Origin of the sequence: Clostridium fungisolvens (assembly GCF_014193895.1) — a bacterium.
GTDB classification, from domain to species: Bacteria; Bacillota; Clostridia; order Clostridiales; family Clostridiaceae; genus Clostridium_AR; species Clostridium_AR fungisolvens.
This window is the reverse complement of the sequence record NZ_BLZR01000001.1, coordinates 1997026-2019641: the sequence shown is the minus strand read 5'-3', so window position 1 is coordinate 2019641 and position 22616 is coordinate 1997026. Positions and strand designations below refer to the sequence as shown.

Below are 22616 nucleotides of genomic sequence, written 5' to 3'. Positions count from 1 at the left end.
CACCCCTAACTATTCCACTTTGCTTCAAGTCTTTTTGATAACAATGATAGAGGATAACAAATTATAAAATATAATATGAATACTATCCCATATACCCAGAAAGAAGCTGTTGGAACAGTAAATCTTGCTGTTTCTATTATTTGTTGTCCAACTTTTACTACTTCAACAACTCCAATTAATACAACTAAAGAAGTAGTCTTAACCATTCTAGTTGCTAAATTTATAGCTCCAGGAAGCAATCTCCTTATAGCCTGTGGTATAAGTATATATCTATACAACTGAATATAAGTTAACCCCAAAGCTTTTCCTGATTCAAGCTGATGTTTAGGTAAAGACTCCAAAGCTCCTCTAACTATATCGCTCATCTCAGCTGCACCCCATAAACTAAAAACTATTATAGACACAACTTCTCCATCGATTTGTATGTCCAAGGCAGCAGTTACTCCAAAATGAAGTATAAATAGCCATACTAGAGTTGGTATTATTCTAAATATCTCTAAATAAAGTCTCAAGACAAATTTTATTACCTTATACTTAGTAGTTCTAAGTAATCCAAGAACAATACCAAAAACAGATCCAATTATTATTGAGATAAATGCTATTCTGGCTGTTACCAACAATCCACCCAAAAGCCTAAGAAAATTGTTTCCTTCAAAGATAGCGCTAATTACCGAATTCTGCATACCTTACCTTCCTTTCTAGCCATGTCAAAAGAAGGGACAGAGGCAATAATATTATTAAATAAGATACAACTAACATAAATAAAGATTCGAATGTCTGATAATAAAGTCCTATCAAATCTTTAGTAACATTCATCAAATCCACTATTGCTATGGCGCTAAAAATTGAAGTTTCTTTTAAAAGAAATATACAATTTGCTCCTATAGCTGGTACACTTACTGAAAAAGCTTGAGGCAATATTACATATCTCGCTAATTGAGCCTTTGTAAGTCCAATACTAAGACCAGATTCAATTTGCGATTTACTAACTGCTTCTATTCCACCTCTAAATGCTTCAGCCATATAACTTCCACCAAGGAAGGATAGTCCAATAATTGCACAGGCTGTTCCACTTAAAGTTACCCCAAGTTTAGTTAATCCATAATACAAGAAAAATAATTGTATTAATAGCGGAGTATTACGTGAAAGTTCAACGTAAGCTCGTACAACTATATCTAATACTTTAACCTTATAATATAGTATTACAGAACAAATAAGTCCGATTATAATAGATGCCAATATACCCCAAAAAGCTAGCTTAAGCGTAAGCAATGCTGCTTTTTCGTATAAAGGCAAGTTACTTGTTATAAATTGCCAGTTAATATTCATGGATATACCACCTTTAAAAATGCTGAAAATTCAAAATAATTACTATTCCTATCTGTTTAATATGTAATTTCACCCTATTATATGAACGTTGCACCTTCAATGTCAACGATAATAAATATTCATTTTGTTAATAATAGACAGCAATATGTGAAAATATGTTATTTATTACCTATTATTTATGAATTATAAGTGAATATATCAGTATTTTATTAACATTTCGCTATTTTAAATAATGATTTAATGTTTTTGATTTCATTCATAATTCATTTAAAATATGAAGCTTAATCGTCATTTATGATTATTACTGCAATATTTAATTTCATTTTTACGCATCTATAATAGATATCCATTTAAATATTAATGGTACTTTATATTTAATTTCTCTCACCAAGACTCAGAGAAATTTTATAGAAAGTTATCAGATTAAAGTAATATATCTTAAACATTTTCATCCAGGATTCAAAGAATAAATAAATAAATAAATTTATTTATGATAAAATATTGTCTATAATATTTATAACTATATAACAAAATAGATGGCGGTGTTTTTATGGGATTTTTAAGATCAAAGAAAGATGATGAAAAACAAGCAAAAGCTATGGATAACTCAGACTTAAACAATATGGGATCTGCTGATTTGCTGCAGTTATTGTTAAAACGTATGGTTTATGAAGGTGAATATAATAAAGCAGAGAACCTACTTTTTGAAGAGCTAGAGAAAAATAAGACTAGGTCTATAAAGGATGCTGGTATTAAATTTTATAACATGCTTTTAGAAAAAAGTGATGAAGATTTAATCAAAAACAACTTCTCTAGAGAAGAAGTTTACCAGGGGCTTAATGACATCAATTCACTAAATTTTGATTAACTTTAGTTAATAATATTTTTTTCAATATTATTAGTAACTTAAAGCCTCTAAAAAACTATAGTTTTTTTGGAGGCTTTAATAATTTTCTATATTCGTGTCATATCTTAAAAATTCTTCTGGTCCAGTCAAACGCTATTATCGTTCTTTGGTTAAACATTGAGTCTATATGTCGACTCAAGACCGTAATTTAATCATATTTATGGAAGTTCATCAACAATCTGCAATAAAAAATCATCTACGGCTGCTTGGTCATTTTTATTTCCAAACAAATTTACAGTTAAGATAATTGTATCATCAAAACTACTTAAGGCTAATTGAAAATAAGGTTCATACTTTATTGACCCACACATAAAAGCTTGCTCCACTTCTGTGTTGCCAAATCTAAGTTTATTCTTATCGATAACACCTATATTAGTCATCCCTAGAACTGGATTATTAAAGTGTTTTTTTAAAAGCTTCTTTATAGTTTTATAACTTAAAAACTTGAAAGCTAACTCTATCTCCAAGAAACCTTTTATTCCAAAATATCTATTTTTTTTAAAATCTACATCATTTTTTACCTTACAGGCTGTTTTAAAAAAATCATCTTTTTCACAATATTCAATTTCTGTTACAACAGATGAGGCAAGGTTGCAAAGAGAATCAATATTTTTATTCTTTAAATGTCTTCTCATATCAATCATTATTGCTATATTTAACTTATCATTCTGTTTTAGCTTAAGCCTACTAAACATAACTCTATAATACGCTGCCAAAAAAACATCATTTATTGTAAAATCATTTTTATGACAGTACTCTTTAATTTTAATAAATCTATCTTTTGAGATTACATATTTTTTGATGAAGGGGTTTTTATCGGAATTATGGCTAAAGGAAAACTTTAGATGACCAGTTCTATTACTTACTATTTTTTTAGAGGTTAGAATTTTCAATTTTGTAAAACTAGAAATATTATCAGTAATTATACTAATGCTTCTTGTGCCATTTAATTTCTTGTCTACTACATATTCAATAGCCTTAGATAATTTTGAATATAAGTCGCTTAATAGATAGATATACTGTTTAAATCCGGCAGCATCACAAATCATGTGATTCATTATTACTGCTAACCTATGATTATCGCCTGCGTATAAACAAAATTTCACTTGTGGACCATTAAACTCATCAGTACTCATAACAATAAAGTCATCAAAATTACTTTTATCCTTTGTAATTATCAAATAATCATTGGCTTTTTCAAAGTCACAACTCTCCCAATAAGGCATACTTATATCCTCTACATATTTACTTGATAGTATTGGTATTGCCTTAAAACTTAAATTTATTGCTCTTTCTAGTATAAGTTCTTCAATTTTCCCTTTAAAATATAATACGCAATGAAGTTGATGGTCATTATATTTATATTCTTCTGATAAAAATTGAAATACATCAAAAGCCTCAGATTTAAACCTCATAACAAATTCGCCTTACTTTCTAAACTTTATCATTACTACTTTTGCTAGAATCATCCCTATTTAACGTTTGCTTTACTAGTTGATTGCTAAGAACTGCTAATCCAGCAGAAACTATACCTTGAAAAAAAGCTAATGCAGTAAAACCTTTTTGCAATGCTATTGATCCAATTATCCCAATCACTATCAGTATCCAAGGGATCAACCAATCTTTCACTTTAGGTGTAGCCTTTAAGCACATTCCAATGACATATAATGCAGCAACTAAAATCATCAACTGCTCAGGAACAAATTTTTCAATGTCCATTTTATTCCCTCCTTAAATAAAATATATTATAGTAATATATAATTTTCATCTTCTACGGACTATTTTTATCATTAAATTAATCATTAAAAAGCGATTTTTAATCAATGCTTTTTTCTCTTTAAGTCCATACTATCATATATTGAATAAATAAACAATATTACCAAAATTAGTTACATAATCTATCTATTTTCTTATACATCTGTATTTTAGAATAAATTGTCATCCACTTACTAAGAATATAGAGTTATAAATTTTCTTTTTACACCCTGCACTTATTGGTACAATATCTTGCAAAATTCATATAATACAGTGTGAAATTATTGTACTTCAAAGTTAATATAAAAATTACAACTCTTGTAAAGTTGCCATTAAAATATCAACTATGCGAGAGTTTCTTTTTTACAATATACTCGATAGGAGGAATTATGTGCTATATAACTATGATTTTTGACTTAAAGGATTCTAAAAATATAGAAAATAGATATGAAGTTCAGAGATTACTAATAAACGCTTTAAAAAAGTGTAATGCAACCTTTAGTGATGTAATTGCCTCTCCATTTCTAATAACTCTTGGTGATGAATGGGAAGGATTATTACGAAAAGATGCCCCTTATGATAAGATAATACGTTTTTTTAGAGAAAACTTACCGGAATACTTAGATTTTTATACTGGTATAGGCATAGGTGAAATTACTATTAATAATTTTGAACTCACAGTTAATCAATTGGACGGTCCTTCTTTTCACCTCGCTAGAAAAGCTATAAAATACGCAAAGAAAAACCACTGCTCTTTGGTTATTTTAGTTAGTTAAATAAACTTCTTATAATGATTCCTCCTAATACAGCAGCTATAAAGCTAAAGAAAGTTCCAATTATGAAGTATTCTGCAAAGCTGTCATTAGATAGTTTTTTTAGTCTTGCAACTGATTTAGCCGTAAGGACAAAGCCGATCATAACAGGATAGTTCATAGCTATGCTTATTAATATCAGTATTCTTTCTAGAATGCCTATTAAATATCCACCATTTTTAGCTTCGGTGGATGCAATTTTTATAATACTTCCATTATTACCAATGATATTCTTTCCAATATCATCTGTTATATTAATTTTATTTGCTTCAGAGCTAATGTAGTTTATAAATACCTTAATAAATATGCCTACTGCCCAGGTAGACACAATAAATATTATGGAAGTAAGCAATACTTTCTCAGTGAAATTAAAACTCTTTGGGTAATTGAAAAGTTTAATCTTTATCTGACTTATAAAGTATGTTATATCACAATTAAAACTTACAAGTGAAATTACTATAAGATGCACAAGTTGATCAAATAAAAAAACCCATATGTTATTTTGAGTGCTTGTCCTAAATAAGTAAATTAATGATTTAATCTCATCTATAAAGAAATGAGCTATACAAATTATGATTATTTTACTCATAGGAAAAATTACTGGATTATTTTTTATTGAATTTATGATAAACACAATTATACAAAGTCCTATGAAGTGGCTAGATGTATGCATTAGATTGCCTTTTACAGTCTTATATATGTTTTTTTTGCGTTTTAAATCTCTACCATCCCCTTTACATACGGGGAATCTATAACACCGAAAAAGTTTAATTTGTAAAATAAAATCAAAAATATTATGGCTGAGTACAGCAATTAATAAGAGTTCTATATCCATTACCTTTGCTCCTTCACCAATTTACAATATTCTGCTAAAAGACCTTTGATTATATTTCTATTATGCTCTACTAAAAAATAATTAGCAGCTGAAAGTTTACGGGAAATGCTTGATTTAGTATACCTTGGGTGTTTTTTTTCAATTTCTGCATATGATCCTAAAGCTTCATATAATCTAATAACTTCCCTTTGTTTTTCTGTCATGTTCATTTGTAGAATTTCGTTATTTTGAATTATAGCATTCAATGTATCAATTATGTCAAAATCATCATCAACTGAAGTCACTGCAACTTCTAACTGCTGATCAGATGAATTTTTTTGATCACTACTTGAGTTACTCCCATTTACTGAATCTCCCATAAAAATCACTCTACAATTTTTTGTATAAAGCATTTTATTATAAAAGGTATTTGTCTCTTTTGCATATATAAGAGCTTTCCTAGCATGTATAAACGCTTTTCCATCCATTTCTCTAGTATCTTCAGATTCTTTAGTGCTTATTGAACCTATCCCTACTCCACAATAGCAATTAATATTGCGGTGTAAAAGAAACTCTTTTATCTTTAAAAACATATTATAACTTTCCTTTGCATCCTTTAAAACAATCTGCCATTCATCCCCTAGAGTAAATGTGATAGGCGCAACTAATATATGTCTGTTTTCAACATATAACTGTCTAAAATATTGCTTAAGTTCTTCTTGTACTGCTACCCTACCTTCAATTTCTCTCGACCCCACAATATCCATATTTATAACACTATATATATTCATACAATAAGCCCTCCTTTCTATACTTAAATATTCCACTTAGAATTAATCCCTCGGATTTCAATTCTCACTATAAACAAAGTATATTCTTAAAGATTCTTTACACTTAGATGTTACATCTTTCTATATCTTTAAGTTATATTTATAATTATACCTACTTATGAACATATTAGACAATACCTCCCAAATTCATTATTAACTTTGATACTTAACTTTTTATATTATATCTTTGGATTTAAACAGTAAAAAATCAGGTAAACAGCACATATTTCTACTGATTACCTGAGACTAATTTTATAATAAGTTATATTTTAAAAATATTATTCAGCATATAGGAATACTGCTTCAACTGATGCAGATACTGCGTTTTCACCAGCTTCAATAGGTGTAGTCGCAGCAATGCTAGTTTTAAAACCCATAGGCCTTGGACCTTGATTTTCGTTAGTTAATTCTACTACCCTTATAGGGACTTCATATATCTTTACATTAAGCTTACTTGTTATAACAACAGCTTTTTTCTGAGCATCCTCAACTGCTAATCTTAAAGCTTCAGAATAGTACTTCGATGGATTCTGTATAGTAAAACTTATGTTTCCAACATTATTTACTCCACTTTCAACTGCAGAATCAATTGTTATTCCAACTCTACTTATCTCTCTAATTGTTACTCTTAATGAATTTCTCACTTCATAACCTTTAAAAACTTGTTTACCGTCTACATAATCATATTTAGTGTTTATTGTATAACTTTCTGTTTGTATATCTTTTGTAGCTACTCCATTATTTTTTAATGCATCTAAAACAGCCACCGTAATCTCCGCATTTTCTTTTTGTGCTGTCTTTAGACTTTCATTTTCAGTGATAACTCCTAGGGTTATTTCTGCAATATCAGGTTTAGCCTTTATAGTTCCGTTTCCTATAACCTTAAGTACATTGTTAAAAACTTCATTGCCATCAAATCCTTTTAGATAATTATATCTACTAGAAAATGCATTGCCATATCCATCTGGGTACATTTTTTCACCTTCTAAAATTACTGAGTAAGTAAAGAATCATTATACTTACCTTATCTTTTTATATATATGCATTTTCCTTCAAAGAGTTCAAATTTAAGCTGAAAATAGTTTTGTAGGATATTTCGTAAAAAATTAGTAATTGCTATTATTCACTATTTTTCAATGCAACAACATTAATATTTGGGTTTTATATTTCTACTCATCTTTCTTATTTACACGGCTAAAAATAGTAAAACTAACTACAGACATAACTGTGGCTATAAAAGCAATGACTTGAAAAGAGGTTTTTAGTGAATACATATCACCTATTTTCCCTATCAATGGAAAAATTATAATCATATATGCACTAAAGATCATACTTCCCATTGACAAGATTGTAGCTCTTTTTTCTGATGGTATTAGTTTATTAATGTAATCACCTACCACTACATAAATAAGTGACTCCATAGAACTTACAGCTATGAAAAATATATAATAATACTTACTTAATGCAGCTCCCCAGATACATACAGATATAAGAATGGGGACAACTGCGATTATGCCTACTTGCCCAATTTTTCTCTCAATCCTATATCCATTTGCACCGACTATTGCTGATCCTAAAGAGGATAGCGCTAAAATAATTCCTATTTTATCCTGTGAGATACCATTACCCAGTAGGTAATTTTGAAAATAAAAGAAAATGCTTGTATTAAACATAAAAATAGCTTGAGAAAAAATCAAAAGAAATCCTATGCTTTTTGTTGAAACTATTATCTTATAACTTTCAACAACTTGAGCTTTTATGTTCTTTAAGCTTTTATGTTCAGTTTCAATTTCAATCATAGGTTCTGTGAATGAAAAACAGTGTATAAAATTAATTAGACTTACTATTATTGCAGCTATATATGCGTATTTATAATTGTATTTTGATAAATATCCACCTACAATTAATCCTCCAGTACTGGCCACTTGCATTATAAGCTCATTAACACCAGAAATCTTCATATATTTCTTATCTTCATCAATCTCTTTTAAAGAATCATATACGAGTGCGTCACCTGCCCCTGATTCTAAGTTATATGATATGGCTGAAATTATAAAAGCTATTGTAAAGCCAAGAAAGCTATTTGAAAACAACATTATTATAGAAGATAATAATGAGACCATACGTCCGCATATTCTACTTACTTTTCTACCCCATATATCTGCAATTGCACCAGTTGGTATCTCCATAAAAAATGAAGTAATGTGAAATACCCCTTCTATTAAGCCAAGCTCTGTTAAAGTTAATCCTTTTGAAGCTAAATAAATCATCCATATCCCATTAGTAAAACTAAAATTATTTAAAAGAATAAATAAATAATTCTTGCCAATATTTTTTCTTAATCTATTTTCATAATTCATATTAATTCCTCCTAAAACCACCTAGTTATTTTTAATTTGAAATCAGCAGCTTCCATTAAATACAATCATCTTTTTTACTGTGAAGAGATGTATAAAATTTTCAATTATGCTTCTCTAAACGTAAAAATCTCCCTTAACAATTTCTTGCCAGGGAGACTCAGTAATTATAAGACCTCAAACACTAGAAAGTCTATTCTTTTACAATTCTTTATCTATCAAATGTAAGATTTGATAATTAAAATCGAATTTAAACGTGAAAAACCCAGGCAACTAATCTCGCCTGGGTAGAACTAAAATTTATTCTTATGGCAAAGATACAGCATTCCTTTTAAGCACAATATTCAATTTTGGGCAGACCTGTCCCTTTAACCCAAAATCAGCATTTGTTATCCCAGATAATGACAAAGGTAATCTATCCAAAATAGTATTTTCTAAAAAGAAATACACCATATCTTTCACCTCCAATTCTTAAAAATATAGACTAATTTTACCATATCCATCACAGTCAGTAAATACAATTTTTTATCTATAAATTAGTAAGTAGCCTGTATGAATTCATTAACATACAAGCTACCTAATATTCTTAAAAACTAACTCAATAAGTATATTTTACTTAATATTATTCACCAATTGATCAACCTTAGGAGTACCTAAACCTGTAACTAAATCAAAACCATTTGTAGCAGTATATCCACCATTGCTACCTGAATTAATATCATGGAAGTTTGTTGTATAGCCAGCACTTCCTGAAAGACCAGCTACACTATAAAACTTACTTAATGCTTCTGAACTTGAAAGGGATGCTCCTCTAGTTTGATTAATCAATGCTATTACTCCAGCTAGTGAAGGTGCACTTAAACTTGTTCCTCCAACTACAAACCAGCCAGACTGTCCATTATACCTTGTTGTGCTATAAACAGCTGCACCTGTATTAGGATCTGCAAGCCAAGAAATATCCGGGTCACCTCTATGTGTTCCCACAACGCTAGTCCAATTACTTTGATAAGTAGGGATAGCTTCATAACTACTTGTTGCTCCACCAGAACCTGACCATGCAGTTTCGCTTAAATAGTTACCTGTTGAATCCAGTTTTAATGTTGTTCCTCCAACTGATATGACTTTTGAAGAAGTTGCTGGCCATGAAGCTCCTGCTCCGTTATCGCCGGAAGATGCTAAATATGAGATTCCCGAATGATCGAAATGACTATCATAACTTGCTTCATTAGAAAATTCGCTTCCCCCCCAACTGTTAGATACTACTGTAGCTCCATTTGCTGTTGCATAATCTATTGCAGCTACTAAATCAGATGTACTTGCAGATTTTGCAACTACTAAAAGTATCTTTGCTGACGGTGCTATGGCATGAGCCCATTCAACATCCATGGCAGTTTCAAGCGCCCAACCACCATCAGTCTTAGCTGGCTTACCAGTTGGATACGCAATTGTTATAGTCGTTTGAGCCAGCCCAAATTGGTTTGAAAAAGCAGTTAAGTCATTTTGCATAGTAGGACTTCCATAGGCATCTACAATAGCTATAGTTTGTCCTACGCCTGTAGCCGTAACTTTGTCTACCCCATAAGCTTTTCTGATTTGTGAAGGTGTAAATCCAGATGGTGTTGCTAAAGCTGCAGAATTCTTTAACTTAATTAAAGGCTGCGCTTTCCAAGTGTTTTGTATGTTTATACCTCCTTCTACTGGAAGTTTAAACAAAGTGTTTGTAGGCAGTGCTGCTGTTGCAAGGATAAGGCTTACTGTCATAAGCTTTTTTAATGATTTGTTCATAATAATGAACCCCCTTTATATTTTTTCTGTAAGGCTAACTTAGTGTTTGCACCTCAAATAATCCATAAAATTCAAAATAATTAATCCAGTAATAACATAAGTCAACATTACAGTTTAAATAGCTGATATATGTTGTCCACCAAATAAGCCCCAAGGCAAACACACAATATCTTTTCATATCAGTTACTTTTATCATAGCAAAGACTAATATAAGTAACAAATATATAAATATGTATATATTATACATACAAAAAATTACAATGTATATATTCTTTCCAGGAATCTAATCAATTTCATAAAATAATAATCTATACGTTTCCAAAACTATACCTATAAATGATTCATTCAATAAATATATACACTTATTACACAAATTCGCTATTTTAGTAATCTTGTCATATAGCAAGTCGGTTTGTTATAAATTATTTAGTTAGTCATTTTTTCGATTAAGAAAAAAATAACCCTAATATAGAAAAATATGAATAATTTATTTTCGCTAATCACATTCTATATATTGAAATTTCTATTATAGCGACTTACCACTATATTTTTCTTATTCCAATACGAAGTGGTAAGTCGCTATAATAAAATAATACATAGGAGGAAATCAAATGTCAGACAAGGATATTAAAGAGTCTTTTGAGAATGCTGCAAAAACCATGCGAGGTGATAATACCACTTTTGGCACTAAGCTAACAAATGAGCATTCAAATGATCCAAACACACATCAAGACATACATAACAGGATAAAAATTGATTATGACAAAATCGAAAAATCACCACAGGGTGAAGATTTGCATAAATGGCAAAGAGACCATGTAGCAAAAGGGGATCAATCAAAAGAAGGCTATCCATTAAATGTAATCATAGACCCAGCTATGAGAGAGATGTATCAAGCAGTACATGATGCAGGAATGACAAACGTATTTGATAGATTTAGTCAACAACAGCCAATTCAATGCAAATTTTGTATTGAAGGACTTTCTTGCCAACTTTGTGCAAATGGCCCATGTAGAATAAGTGAAAAAGTTCCGAGAGGAACCTGTGGTGTTGACGCACATACTATGGTAGCTAGAAACTTTGTATACAGACATGTTACTATTGGTACTTCTGCAAACGTATTTCATTGTCACCAAGCTGCAAGAACTTTAAAAGCTGCTGGCGAGCATCCTGAAAGTGGATTGAAGATTAGGGATCCTGAAAAACTAAAAAAATATGCTGACATGGCTGGTTTAGATATAAATCAACCAATAGAAAAACTAGCAGTAGCTTTCGCTGATTGGGTTATAGCAGATATACATTCACCTTATCATATAGAATCAAAAACAGTAGAAGCATTTGCTCCTACAAAGCGAAAAAAACTTTGGAGAGATCTCGGCTTATTCCCAGGGGGAGCCTATAGTGAAGTCGGTTTCGCTCAAACTAGATGTATGACCAACTTTAACTCAGATCCTATTGAATTCCTATTAAATAGTGTTAGACTAGGCGTTGCTAATGAATACCAAGGATTATTCCTTTTAGATATAATTCAAGAGATACTTATGGGAACACAAGAAATAGCACATAAGAAACAAAATATGGGCTTATTAAAAGAAAATATGATAAATATAGTTACCAATGGACATATGCCACTTTTATCTCATGTAGCAATTGATCTAGCATCAACTGACGAATGGCAGCAAAAAGCAAAAGATGCCGGAGCTGAGGGTATACAAATTCTTGGCCATGTATGTGAAGGCCAACAACTTATGAATTACGAAGGCACACATAATCAACTAGGTTATGGTGGTCAAGAAGGCGAATGGTTATCTCAAGAGTACTTACTTGCAACTGGTGTTGTGGATATGTTTATGTTTGATTATAACTGTACTGTTCCAACTATGCCTCTATTTGCAAAACGTTTTGGAACTAAACTATTGAGCACCCATCCAGTTATAAAACTTCAAGGAACCGAAACCTTAGATTTTATCCCAGAAAAGATGAAAGAACAAGCAGAAAAAGCTCTTAATTTAGCAATCGAATCCTTTACTAAACGTAAATCTGAAAACAAAAAAATATATATTCCATCACATACATCTGATTGTATGGTAGGCTTCAGTACAGAATCTGTTAGAAATGCTCTAGGTGGAAGTTTTGACCCACTTATAGAACAAATTGCAAATGGTAATATTAGAGGAATTGCAACTATAGTTGGATGTACTACTGCAAGGTTCGGTCAAGGCGGAAGCAATATCTTCAAGATAACTCAAGGCTTAATTAAAAATAACATCCTTGTATTATCAGGTGGCTGTACTTCTTCAGTTATGGAGTATACTGGACTCACAAATCCAAAAGCTGCTGACGAATGCGGTGAAGGATTAAAAGCTGTATGTAAACAACTTGGAATACCTCCAGTTTTATCATATGGTGCATGTGTTGATATAGGAAAAATGACTCATACAGCAAAAGAACTTGCTGATGCTCTTGGTGTAGACACTAACAAACTTCCTTTAGTAATTGGTGCACCAGAATACCTTGAACAAAAAGCCGTTGCAGACGCTTGTACTGCTGTTGCTCTTGGTTGGCTAGTGCATGTTGCCCCTGTTCCATCAATTACTGGCAGTGATGTAGTTGTAAAAACTCTAACTGAAACAACTGAATCCCTTGGACTTGGTAAGGTTGTTGTTGAATTGGATGCAGAAAAAACAATCCAAATATATGTAGACCATATAGAAAAGAAACGTAAAGAATTAGGTTTAAAATAGACTAAATAACTTTTTATTTAAGTCCCATTTAATTTATCAGCTTATGCATACAAACATGAATTCATATATAAATTCATGTTTTAGGCTTCCTTCTTTCAGAACTTAATTTATATTTGTTTAAAAGATTTTTATTTTAAGGATTCATATATAAACTTAACAATTAAAGCAGAAGCCGGTATGCATAAGCTAAATTTTTTTAAAAAAGTACTTGAAATTTCTAGAAACAAAAATTCTATAATTTTGTCGTATTACTTAAAACGGATATATTACTTGTTATAAATCAAGTCTTGTCCAAATGGTAAGCACCCTCAAATTAATGAAGGTGCTGTAAAAAGGAGTTCTATGAAAAAAATTTTACAAGCTTATTATATATCTCCTTTGTGACAATTTAATGGCAAAACTTTAAATTAATTTTTTATTATACTTTTACTCATTTACGAGTATCTTATTTAAGATATAATCTGTTTTTTTACTATTTACAAGTAATTTTAATTCTTATTAACATAAACTTGCTATATTTTAATTATATGCTTTTCTAATATTCTTAAGCTTACAATCTACTTAATTAAATATAAATAAATAAATTTGTTTTATACAGTCTACACATACTTATCCATTCTTTTATCTAAAATACAATTTCTTAAAGAATAAAAAAAGCATTCTCACCGAAGTGAAAATACTTTTATAAGGAGATCATGAAAAGCTCTACATTTCTGATTATAAATAGTTTTTGTGTCATTTATATGTCAGAGAATCTATTTTCCAAGTAAAATATTTAATTTACTTAAGATTTCATTTGTTTGTTCACTATCTCCTTGATTTATAGCAACTTCCATTAGATTACATAACGCAATATCTTTTCCTTTCTCAAAATTATTTTTATCTAGAATTTCAATTAGGTTATTTGACATCTCTATAATTCTATCAGCATCCTTTATTTCTTTATAAATCTTTATCAACTCATTATAGATAGCTATAAGCATGTTAAAATCATTAAGTTCTTCTGATATATTCATAGCAAGTTCCAGTATCATAATACTTTCATCAGATAATCCTTGTTTAAAAAATATTTTTGCTTTTGTTTTTAGGGTATTTGGTAAAGATCCTTTATCCAATTTTCCCTTTAATCTTTGTGCATTATTAATGTATTTTAAACTTTCATGCAAATTAGAAATCTCAAAGTAATAATCACCTAAAAGACTGTAAACATTAGATAATATAACATCATTCTTATCCTGCAGTTCTTTTATTAGTGAAATATATTCCTCTACTGCTTTTTCTTTTTTTCCTGAATTATAAATTTCTTTTGCTTTTAAGACTTTTATATTCATTTTAAAGTTAAAATCTATCTTTTCAAAAATACTGGAACTTAAAATAGATTTGTCCAATATTTCTACGCTCTTTATATGATTTTCCATATACGAATAAGCTAAAGCTAGATTATATGCAGCTTCAGCAAAAGAGATTTCATCATTTTCCTCATTAGCATAGTTAATTGCTTGATTGAAATAAAATACTGACTCCTCATATTCCTTTATATTTATCTTACAAAGTCCAATCTTATTGTAAACATATGATTGTTCTCTATTTTCTTTTAGTTCCTTTAGCTTACCTAAAGCATTTACATAATTTATAAAAGCTGTGTTGTACCCCTGCTCTGAAAAATATCTATCTCCTTCTTTTATATATACCTTCGCAGAAGTATAATCTAACTTAAACTCCAAGGCTATATTTAACAATTCTTCTAACTGCTCATAATCATTTTCGTTCAGTAATTCATTCTCACAGTAAATCTTTGCATCTTCATAAGGCTTTCTTGAAAAATACTCGTCGTCTAAACCTAATTCCAGTCCCAGTTCTTTTGCCTTGATATTAAATTTTTGTGCTAGCAATTTGGAGCTGGCCCTACTCACCTTTCTTTTTCCGCTTTCCATCATGCTGATAAAAGCTCTAGTCATCTTTGTATCTTCTAGCTCCATTTGATTCATATGAAATCTTTTTCTCATAATTTTTATTTTTTGACTAGGACAATAGAAATTCAATTTGATCACCTCTTAAATGTTATGTTAATTTTTTTAGTATTTCCACTAATAATTATACATATTTTTTCATAAAAAGGCAGTAAAACATGGAAATTTTTATTAATTTATTTGAATTTAACTGTTTTTATAAAATAAAGTTCATTATAAATATTTCAACAATAAAAATATATCAATAAATAAGCTTTAATGTATCAATATCCTGCAACTTTAACCATTTTATGGCAAAAGTTCATTATTCAAAAATTGGGACGAAGCCACAGCCCTCATCCCTATGCATCCCTAATATCTTATTTTTTCTTTAAAATCCCATCTCTCAGGTATATATTTTTTTAACTCTATTCCTCTTCCTATGAGTATCTCCTTAATTTTTTGCGATCCATAACCTGTTCTCATTCTTACAGCATTTAACGAACCATACTTTTGATATAAAAATAAAACCTTTTCTATATCATAAACTTTTTCTTTTCTCGCCATACCCATCACCTCTTTTTTGGAAATGTTAGAACATTTATGTTACATCTTCTACGTGCTGTGTTTTAAAACAGATCAAATCTTGTTTAAAAGAAATTTATACATTTTAATAATCTAGTTTCAAAAAACTTCTGCATAAAATCTCTACTACATCTCTAAAGAACTTTAGTTTTGTGGCAATTTTTTCGTATTTAAAAGTTCATCTTTCTATTAGTCTATTTTTTAAAAACTACTTGCATATTGAAGCCTAATTTTCAAATAAACTAAGCCAATAACTTCTTAAGTTTGATTTAACCGGTAATTCTTTAATCTTCATTTTATTGTACATTTATTTCTCTATATTATATTTATGGTAATTAATTATTATTAAGATATTTTAAAATAATTATCATTCATTTATTTTAGATAAAGTTTAAAATACGATACTAATTTTCACTTTTAACTGTCAAATAATATCATTTTTTGTTATGATATATGTGATATTACAACTTACGATAATTAGTCTAAAGGGAGATGGCATAAACATGAGGCTGCAATTGCAAAAAAAGGGGTTATCAATACGTCATAAAATTATAGGAGGTTTTATTATTCTAGTATTATTCTCTTCACTGTCAGTAGGTATTTATACTTACTATAAGACAAAAGAGAATATAGAAACTACAATAGGTAATACAGCATTAAATATAGTTAAATCTATTTTAAGCACAATTGACGCAAAAGAATTTAGTAATCTCCAAAATAAAGAAGATATGAATTCAGACTATTACAAAAGTCTTCAATCACATCTAAGCGATATAAGAAAATCTACTGGTCTGAAATATCTATATACGATGCGTAAGACTAATGATAACAAATACATATATGTGGTTGATGGTACACCTACAGATGACGAAAACTTTTCTGCACTAGGTAATGAAGAAGAATCAGTTACAAATATTTTTAAAGAAAGTTTTAATGGTACCTCAGGATATGAATTTCATTCAGATGAATGGGGAAATCTTATTTCTGCATATACTCCAATTAAAGATACCTCAGGTAATATAGTTGGAGTACTTGCTGCTGACTTCGATGCCAACATTATGGTTAATCAACTTAATAAATTTAAATTTAATATATGTGTTCTTGTAGTTGCAATAATTGTTGTTGGAATAATTATCGGCGAAATCTTTTCTATTTTCTTAGTACGCTCTTTAAATAAACTTAAAAAGAAAGCGGAGTTAATAAAAAATGGTGACCTGACAATAAAATTTGATAAAATCGGCGATGATGAAATCGGCGAGTTAACTCAGTCTTTCGGAGAAATGGTTAATAACATTTCTGTTATAACAAGTGAGATAAAAAATAATACTAAGGAAGTTAATTCTGAAATAACCGAAATGCATAAAAGTTTTACTGAAACAAGTAATACAGCAGAAGAAATTACTCAAGTTATAAATGAAATAGCTACAGGTTCCTTAGAGCAAACAAATCGTATTAATGAAGTTTCAACAACAATGGATGAAGTTTTTAGGCAAGTTGAAAATTCAGTTCAAAAAGCTAACATTGTTTCTTCTTCATCTGATACATCACTAAATAATACTAAAGCTGCTCTAAATCTATTTAAAACTTCTATAGAAAAAGTAACTACAGTAACAGATACTATAGAATCCACTGCAATAATTATTAAAGAACTTGATAGCAAATCAAAAGAGATTAATGCTTTTAGTGAAACTATTTCAGAAATAACTAGTCAGACTAACTTATTATCACTCAACGCTGCTATTGAAGCTGCTAGGGCTGGAGAACAAGGTAAGGGATTTGCCATAGTTGCAAATGAGATTAAAGATTTAGCCGAACAATCAAGTAATGCAAGCAGTCAAATAAGTGAAATTGCAAATTCTATGCAAAATGAAATCTTGAATGCAATGAAAGCAATTGAAAAAGGCGTCGGACATGCAAATGAAAGTGTAGCTTCTGTAAATAAGGTTGATAGTTATTTATCAGATCTTCAAAGATCAAGCGTTGACACTAATATTAAAATAAAAGAAATTATTAGTTCTATATACATAATTGAACAAACTTGTAAGGATTCCTTAAATAGGATTCATGAACTTGATGATATATCAAGAAGTTTTAGTGCTGGTAGTCAACAGGCAGCTGCTTCAACTGAAGAACAAGCTGCTATTATGTACCAAGTAAAAGTTAATATGAAAAATATTAAAGATATGACTGATAGACTTAACAATGTTGTAAATAAATTTAAAGTTGAATAATTATTAATAATAAGCCATGCGTAATCAATAAACTTGCTTATGCATGGCCTTTATTTATTCAGATTAAAAATATTAGTTTTTCCAAAATCTTTTAATAGCGTTCTTAATTATATTTGTATAAGATTGATTTCACCCACAAATAAAATATTATCCTTTACCATTCCTCTTAACTGAAGCCTTAGCTAAAGTAAAAATAAAAATACTTGATAATATTATCCCTATAATGTAACACAACATTAACATAATCTATCTCTCCTAAATATCTCTTCTGGTGTTTAAACTTTTCATAAGAAGCTAGTTTTTTCGTCTCTTGTGGTTAATAATTTTGGATATAGGTTACTTCAATAAGCTTATAGTGAAATTCTTCATTGATATCTATTATATGCATAAATGCCTTACTTCGTAATATTTAAATTCAATAATAATTTAGCCCAATTTTTTAATAAATATTGTTTAACTATATATCTGTTCTTACTCTTTAGCAAAAACAAATTAAATTTCAATTGTTTTCATCCTAATTTAAAATTGTTCTTAATTTTTGTTATCTTGTAGGACTATATACCTATAACACTGCATACCTATTATTATTAAAGATACACTGCTTCAAGTTTTTATCAATTTCTAAAGTTTGTCTAAGTACAATTAAAGAGTTCCTATATCGAAACTTAATTTATACTTGTTCGAAAATCCCGGCTTCTGGGGATTTTCTGGCATGTATAAATTAATAGTTGAGTTAGGAACTCTATACAATTAGCTGGCTTTAAAACTTGAGATTTAAATACAGGCGGTATAGTCTTAAATGTATACATTTTCATAAAATAAATTTATTTTTAGTTAGAATGAATAATCATATAGGTATATGTACAATAATATTTATTGCTAACTAAATCACCAAATTATTACCAAGAAAGGATGATATTAATGGATGAGAATGAATTAATAGAAAGCTTAAGTGACTTTTTAGAAACAAATGGTGAGGTAAAGATTATAGGTGAGGATAAAAACATCACAATACAATCAGCTGACGATAATCCAGCGTATGCCTATGTAAGTAATACTCATAAAAGATTTGAAAATAGTACTGAAGCTATTGAATGGGCAGTTGAACAATTTGATGGTGCAGAAAACATAGAAGAATGGGAATAACATTTTAGCTTCTACATTTTTTGCCTAGCAAATAAAATACTGCTATTAAAAATAGCAGTATTTTTCATATATCTAAACATTAAATCCTTAATTATTATCATAAAATTTAAATATTAAACGCTTCAATCCAAAATCTATTTTCAAAACTACTCTGTGCTTTGAGGGAATAATTTAAAAATGCTACAAAAATCAAAAATAAATATCTGAAAACTCTACACTAATAGCAGTTATTAGCCTAGTATCCGCGTCAACACAGTTATAGTTTTTTTCATTTTCAACATACTCTTTCATAGGAAATCCAACTGTAAATGAGCTTCCTGCTCCTATCTCACTTTCAACTGATATGGTTCCGTCCAAGTTTTCCACTAAAAGTTTTACAAGTGATAAGCCAATACCTGTTCCTTCGGCTTGTCTTGATAGATTACTATCTACCTGTCCAAATCTTTCAAAAATTATATTTTTCTTAGCTTTCGGTATACCAATCCCAGTATCTTTTACAATAATAAAAATACGATCTTTATCATTATCTGCATTGATAGTTACAGAAATTGCTCCATCTTCCGGAGTAAACTTTATGGCATTTGAGAGTAAATTTAATATTATTCTTTCATATTTTTCATCATCCATTGCTATAAATTTACTTTTCACATTTGTGTTGAAAGATAAATTGATTTTTTTCTGATTTGCATATAACTTTACTGAATCTGTAATCATTCCAGTCAAATAAACTATATCTACATTTTTTAGATTTATCTTGAAATGACCTGAATTTAATCTTGTTATATCTAGGAGGTTATTTACTAACCTAAGTTGCCTAAATGTATTTTGTTTTATATTACCTATTAGATTACTTACCCTTTCTGGAATTTCCTTTATATATACGTGTTCTATTAGTTGTATAGCTGAATATATAACATTTAAAGGCGTCTTGAACTCATGAGTAATTAAGGATATAAACTCATCCTTCATTATAAGAGCCTTTTCTAAAGCTTCTCTTCTACTTTTCTCTGCTTTATATAGTAGCTCTTGCTGTTCTCTGATCTTTTTTTCCTTTTCCATCATTTCAGTGATATGATGACCTATTATAATACCATATTGTAACTGACCATTCTTATCATAAATAGGTGTTCCATAGAAATCCACATAATAGTTTTTCGCTCCATTCTTAACCATAACCCTCTGTTGTTCTACTCTCTCACCATTCAAAACTCTGATTGAAGGAAGCTCCTCTTTTGATAAAACCTCCCCTTTTTCATTATAATACACTTGTCCAAATTTCATGGTCTCTGAAACATAACTAAAGGTAGGCTTTACAGTCATTCCTTTTTTCATAATTTCTGTGAATGCCTTATTAATCCTTATAACATTCCCATTCTTATCAAGTACAGTTAATCCGTCTCTCATATTTTCAATGATAACTTCAAGTTCCTTTTTTTGTTTTTCTATTTTCACATAAGACTGCATCAATTCTGAAATGTCGTGTGTTACCATAACTCCCATCTCAAACTGTCCTAAATCATCAAAGATTGGGATTGCGCTTACACTTATGTAAATTTCTTCATCATCCACAGTTGTCATGCTTTTATAATTTTTAATTTTTTCACCACGTAGTAACCTTGCTGTACATAATTGTTCAACAGGAATTAAATTGCCATCAAAATCATAAAACTTGGTATTTGAAGAAATGTGAGAAAAAACTTGGTTATCTCTAACATATTTATTTCCTTCTTTTGTACTCTTTCGAATATATCGACCATCTTTATCTACCACGGTTACAACATCATCTACGCATTCAATAATAGCTTCTAATTCTCTATTCTGTTTCTCAATAACTTTTGTTCTTATTACTTCTTTAGTAATGTCATGAAGTATAAAAACACCATATGATACATTCCCACTTTCATCAAATATAGGATTACCACTGAGTTCATAATATTTAATATCATTTTCAAGTTCTACTATTATTTTCGTATTTTTTATAGCTTTACCTTCACGTACTAAATTCAAATCTAGCTGTTCTAAACTTACTTCTTCTCTATCATAATTGTAGACTTTAAACCGTGCATCTTCTAGTTTTCTATTTCTCTTATATAAGTCATATAGCGCTTTCGATGATTTGTTTCCACCTAAATAATTTTCATCTTTATCCACCATAATTATTATATCTTCAACACTATCGAAAACAGCTTCTAGTTGTTCATTTTTAACTCTTATATGTTCTCTACTTGAAACTCTTGCAGTAACATCCTCAATCATGGCAACAACATATTTTACCTCTCCATCTTCTGAAATAGGTATTATATTATAATCCCAATATCTATCATTATCTGGCAATAATCCTTTCCTCTCAGACATATAACAGGATTGATTTGAACTTACTATTCCTTTCCATATTGTTTCTTCCTTTGATCCGCTAAAACTAGGAATCAAATCACTAAGTTTTTTTCCATAACACATTTCTTTAGTTCTGAATGGTTGTTCAAAGAATTTCAAAAAAGTTTCATTTGATTTTATTAAGGTAAAGTCTTGAGCTAAGTGAATCCCAATACCAAATCTCTCATCAATTATTAACTTTTCCAAAAATCCATGTCTTTCCTCAAAACTCAATTCATATTTTTGTATAAATTTATATAAAACTTTTTTACTAAAGTTTTCTTCACATTTTATAATAGTTACAATTTTAGCTTCTAAATCTTTGGTAAAAATAATTATTTCTTTATTCAACTTCAAAACATCTAGATCTGTTTTGGTTAATAATTTCCATACTTCATTTATATTCTTGCAAAGAAAATCCTCTTCATTGTAACCAGTTAACTGCAATAGACTATAATCAACTTCTGTTATTACCCCTTTATCTTCTACTATGAATGGCTCTATCTTGTTGAAAATTAAATTTGCGTCCAATGTTCCCCCTCCATACTTTAACAGTTTGCAACATATTTGTAATATACATTAAATATACTATAATATTGAGTTTTTTTCTACATTTTGTCATATTTCACATTATTTTTTTAATACTATATTAAACACAATCATAATTATGGTTAAATTTTCTACTTATTTTAATAAATAAAGCCTAATACATAAAAATAATCCACCTAGAAATTGATTCCAGATGGATTATTTTTATAAATATCAGCTTATATATCCAATAATTTTTATTTAGTCTTCTTTTTCGACCCTTTCCCTTGAAGCTGATTTCTGTCAGTTCTTTGTTCCATACTATTTTCTTGATCGTACTGTTTGTTTCCCTTGTTTTTAGCCATAATAAATCACTCCTTTTAAGAATTATTTTTTCCTTATAAAGCAGTAATATTCATTAGTTTCTTCTTATATCAACTTACATTCCTCTTTTGTATCATTCCTAATTAA

The 22616-nt window shown here is 29.4% G+C and carries 18 protein-coding genes; 5 read left to right on the top strand and 13 right to left on the bottom strand.

The window, feature by feature from the left end; genetic code table 11:
* Positions 1 to 5: 5 nt before the first annotated feature.
* Positions 6 to 683: an amino acid ABC transporter permease gene (locus tag bsdtw1_RS08560; protein ID WP_183277164.1), complete on the bottom strand. Its 678-nt coding sequence runs from the start codon at positions 681 to 683 to the stop codon at positions 6 to 8.
* The gene (locus tag bsdtw1_RS08555) at positions 664 to 1329 is read right to left on the bottom strand and encodes an amino acid ABC transporter permease (RefSeq protein WP_183277163.1); all 666 of its coding nucleotides are present in this window, start codon (positions 1327 to 1329) and stop codon (positions 664 to 666) included. Before bsdtw1_RS08555 ends, bsdtw1_RS08560 begins: the two co-directional genes overlap by 20 nt.
* Before the next feature lie 550 nt (positions 1330 to 1879).
* On the opposite strand from bsdtw1_RS08555, the gene bsdtw1_RS08550 reads away from it, so the two are divergent.
* Positions 1880 to 2197 carry a DUF6483 family protein gene (locus bsdtw1_RS08550; RefSeq protein WP_183277162.1) on the top strand — a complete coding sequence of 106 codons (318 nt, stop codon included), beginning with the start codon at positions 1880 to 1882 and terminating at the stop codon, positions 2195 to 2197.
* A gap of 197 nt (positions 2198 to 2394) precedes the next feature.
* Here bsdtw1_RS08550 and bsdtw1_RS08545 read toward each other — a convergent pair whose 3' ends face one another.
* Together bsdtw1_RS08545 and bsdtw1_RS08540 are read right to left on the bottom strand one after the other, a co-directional pair.
* A complete protein-coding gene (locus tag bsdtw1_RS08545; RefSeq protein WP_183277161.1) occupies positions 2395 to 3651 on the bottom strand; it encodes a siderophore synthetase in 1257 nt (418 codons plus the stop codon).
* Between the two features lie 19 nt (positions 3652 to 3670).
* On the bottom strand, positions 3671 to 3955 hold the full coding sequence (locus bsdtw1_RS08540; RefSeq protein ID WP_183277160.1) for a phage holin family protein: 285 nt from the start codon (positions 3953 to 3955) through the stop codon (positions 3671 to 3673).
* Between the two features lie 425 nt (positions 3956 to 4380).
* On the opposite strand from bsdtw1_RS08540, the gene bsdtw1_RS08535 reads away from it, so the two are divergent.
* Positions 4381 to 4767 (top strand): SatD family protein, encoded by a 387-nt coding sequence (locus bsdtw1_RS08535; RefSeq protein ID WP_183277159.1) that lies wholly within the window; start codon positions 4381 to 4383, stop codon positions 4765 to 4767.
* On the opposite strand, the gene bsdtw1_RS08530 is transcribed toward bsdtw1_RS08535, so the two are convergent.
* From bsdtw1_RS08530 to bsdtw1_RS08505, 6 genes are all read right to left on the bottom strand, one after another.
* Positions 4760 to 5638 (bottom strand): DUF3307 domain-containing protein, encoded by an 879-nt coding sequence (locus bsdtw1_RS08530; protein ID WP_280514134.1) that lies wholly within the window; start codon positions 5636 to 5638, stop codon positions 4760 to 4762. The genes bsdtw1_RS08535 and bsdtw1_RS08530 overlap by 8 nt on opposite strands.
* A complete protein-coding gene (locus tag bsdtw1_RS08525; protein WP_183277157.1) occupies positions 5638 to 6408 on the bottom strand; it encodes a SatD family protein in 771 nt (256 codons plus the stop codon). Before bsdtw1_RS08525 ends, bsdtw1_RS08530 begins: the two co-directional genes overlap by 1 nt.
* 317 nt (positions 6409 to 6725) lie before the next feature.
* On the bottom strand, positions 6726 to 7421 hold the full coding sequence (locus bsdtw1_RS08520; RefSeq protein WP_183277156.1) for an SIMPL domain-containing protein: 696 nt from the start codon (positions 7419 to 7421) through the stop codon (positions 6726 to 6728).
* Positions 7422 to 7616: 195 nt separating this feature from the next.
* On the bottom strand, positions 7617 to 8807 hold the full coding sequence (locus tag bsdtw1_RS08515; protein WP_244638132.1) for an MFS transporter: 1191 nt from the start codon (positions 8805 to 8807) through the stop codon (positions 7617 to 7619).
* 303 nt (positions 8808 to 9110) lie between these two features.
* Complete coding sequence (locus bsdtw1_RS08510) at positions 9111 to 9257, bottom strand: hypothetical protein (RefSeq protein WP_183277155.1); 147 nt, start codon at positions 9255 to 9257, stop codon at positions 9111 to 9113.
* Between the two features lie 159 nt (positions 9258 to 9416).
* The gene (locus bsdtw1_RS08505) at positions 9417 to 10589 is read right to left on the bottom strand and encodes a S53 family peptidase (RefSeq protein ID WP_183277154.1); all 1173 of its coding nucleotides are present in this window, start codon (positions 10587 to 10589) and stop codon (positions 9417 to 9419) included.
* A gap of 611 nt (positions 10590 to 11200) precedes the next feature.
* On the opposite strand from bsdtw1_RS08505, the gene cooS reads away from it, so the two are divergent.
* Positions 11201 to 13333 carry an anaerobic carbon-monoxide dehydrogenase catalytic subunit gene (gene cooS / locus bsdtw1_RS08500; protein WP_183277153.1) on the top strand — a complete coding sequence of 711 codons (2133 nt, stop codon included), beginning with the start codon at positions 11201 to 11203 and terminating at the stop codon, positions 13331 to 13333.
* Between the two features lie 755 nt (positions 13334 to 14088).
* Here the strand turns inward: cooS and bsdtw1_RS08495 are convergent.
* Positions 14089 to 15375 carry a helix-turn-helix domain-containing protein gene (locus tag bsdtw1_RS08495; RefSeq protein ID WP_183277152.1) on the bottom strand — a complete coding sequence of 429 codons (1287 nt, stop codon included), beginning with the start codon at positions 15373 to 15375 and terminating at the stop codon, positions 14089 to 14091.
* A gap of 279 nt (positions 15376 to 15654) precedes the next feature.
* Complete coding sequence (locus bsdtw1_RS08490) at positions 15655 to 15849, bottom strand: hypothetical protein (protein WP_183277151.1); 195 nt, start codon at positions 15847 to 15849, stop codon at positions 15655 to 15657.
* A gap of 521 nt (positions 15850 to 16370) precedes the next feature.
* Here bsdtw1_RS08490 and bsdtw1_RS08485 point away from each other — a divergent pair.
* Entirely contained in the window at positions 16371 to 18098 is a 1728-nt protein-coding gene (locus bsdtw1_RS08485; protein WP_183277150.1) for a methyl-accepting chemotaxis protein, read from the top strand.
* A 921-nt stretch (positions 18099 to 19019) separates the two neighbouring features.
* The gene (locus bsdtw1_RS08480) at positions 19020 to 19244 is read left to right on the top strand and encodes a hypothetical protein (RefSeq protein ID WP_183277149.1); all 225 of its coding nucleotides are present in this window, start codon (positions 19020 to 19022) and stop codon (positions 19242 to 19244) included.
* A gap of 189 nt (positions 19245 to 19433) precedes the next feature.
* Here bsdtw1_RS08480 and bsdtw1_RS08475 read toward each other — a convergent pair whose 3' ends face one another.
* Positions 19434 to 22148, bottom strand: a complete 2715-nt coding sequence (locus bsdtw1_RS08475; protein WP_183277148.1) for a PAS domain-containing sensor histidine kinase — start codon at positions 22146 to 22148, stop codon at positions 19434 to 19436.
* Positions 22149 to 22616 lie beyond the last annotated feature (468 nt).

Excerpts from the sequence above, each read along its gene's own strand:
- bsdtw1_RS08560 (WP_183277164.1), bottom strand. The coding sequence starts at position 683 with ATGCAGAATTCGGTAATTAGCGCTATCTTTGAAGGAAACAATTTTCTT.
- bsdtw1_RS08555 (WP_183277163.1), bottom strand. The coding sequence starts at position 1,329 with ATGAATATTAACTGGCAATTTATAACAAGTAACTTGCCTTTATACGAA.
- bsdtw1_RS08550 (WP_183277162.1), top strand. The coding sequence starts at position 1,880 with ATGGGATTTTTAAGATCAAAGAAAGATGATGAAAAACAAGCAAAAGCT.
- bsdtw1_RS08545 (WP_183277161.1), bottom strand. The coding sequence starts at position 3,651 with ATGAGGTTTAAATCTGAGGCTTTTGATGTATTTCAATTTTTATCAGAA.
- bsdtw1_RS08540 (WP_183277160.1), bottom strand. The coding sequence starts at position 3,955 with ATGGACATTGAAAAATTTGTTCCTGAGCAGTTGATGATTTTAGTTGCT.
- bsdtw1_RS08535 (WP_183277159.1), top strand. The coding sequence starts at position 4,381 with ATGTGCTATATAACTATGATTTTTGACTTAAAGGATTCTAAAAATATA.
- bsdtw1_RS08530 (WP_280514134.1), bottom strand. The coding sequence starts at position 5,638 with ATGGATATAGAACTCTTATTAATTGCTGTACTCAGCCATAATATTTTT.
- bsdtw1_RS08525 (WP_183277157.1), bottom strand. The coding sequence starts at position 6,408 with ATGAATATATATAGTGTTATAAATATGGATATTGTGGGGTCGAGAGAA.
- bsdtw1_RS08520 (WP_183277156.1), bottom strand. The coding sequence starts at position 7,421 with ATGTACCCAGATGGATATGGCAATGCATTTTCTAGTAGATATAATTAT.
- bsdtw1_RS08515 (WP_244638132.1), bottom strand. The coding sequence starts at position 8,807 with ATGAATTATGAAAATAGATTAAGAAAAAATATTGGCAAGAATTATTTA.
- bsdtw1_RS08510 (WP_183277155.1), bottom strand. The coding sequence starts at position 9,257 with ATGGTGTATTTCTTTTTAGAAAATACTATTTTGGATAGATTACCTTTG.
- bsdtw1_RS08505 (WP_183277154.1), bottom strand. The coding sequence starts at position 10,589 with ATGAACAAATCATTAAAAAAGCTTATGACAGTAAGCCTTATCCTTGCA.
- cooS (WP_183277153.1), top strand. The coding sequence starts at position 11,201 with ATGTCAGACAAGGATATTAAAGAGTCTTTTGAGAATGCTGCAAAAACC.
- bsdtw1_RS08490 (WP_183277151.1), bottom strand. The coding sequence starts at position 15,849 with ATGGCGAGAAAAGAAAAAGTTTATGATATAGAAAAGGTTTTATTTTTA.
- bsdtw1_RS08485 (WP_183277150.1), top strand. The coding sequence starts at position 16,371 with ATGAGGCTGCAATTGCAAAAAAAGGGGTTATCAATACGTCATAAAATT.
- bsdtw1_RS08480 (WP_183277149.1), top strand. The coding sequence starts at position 19,020 with ATGGATGAGAATGAATTAATAGAAAGCTTAAGTGACTTTTTAGAAACA.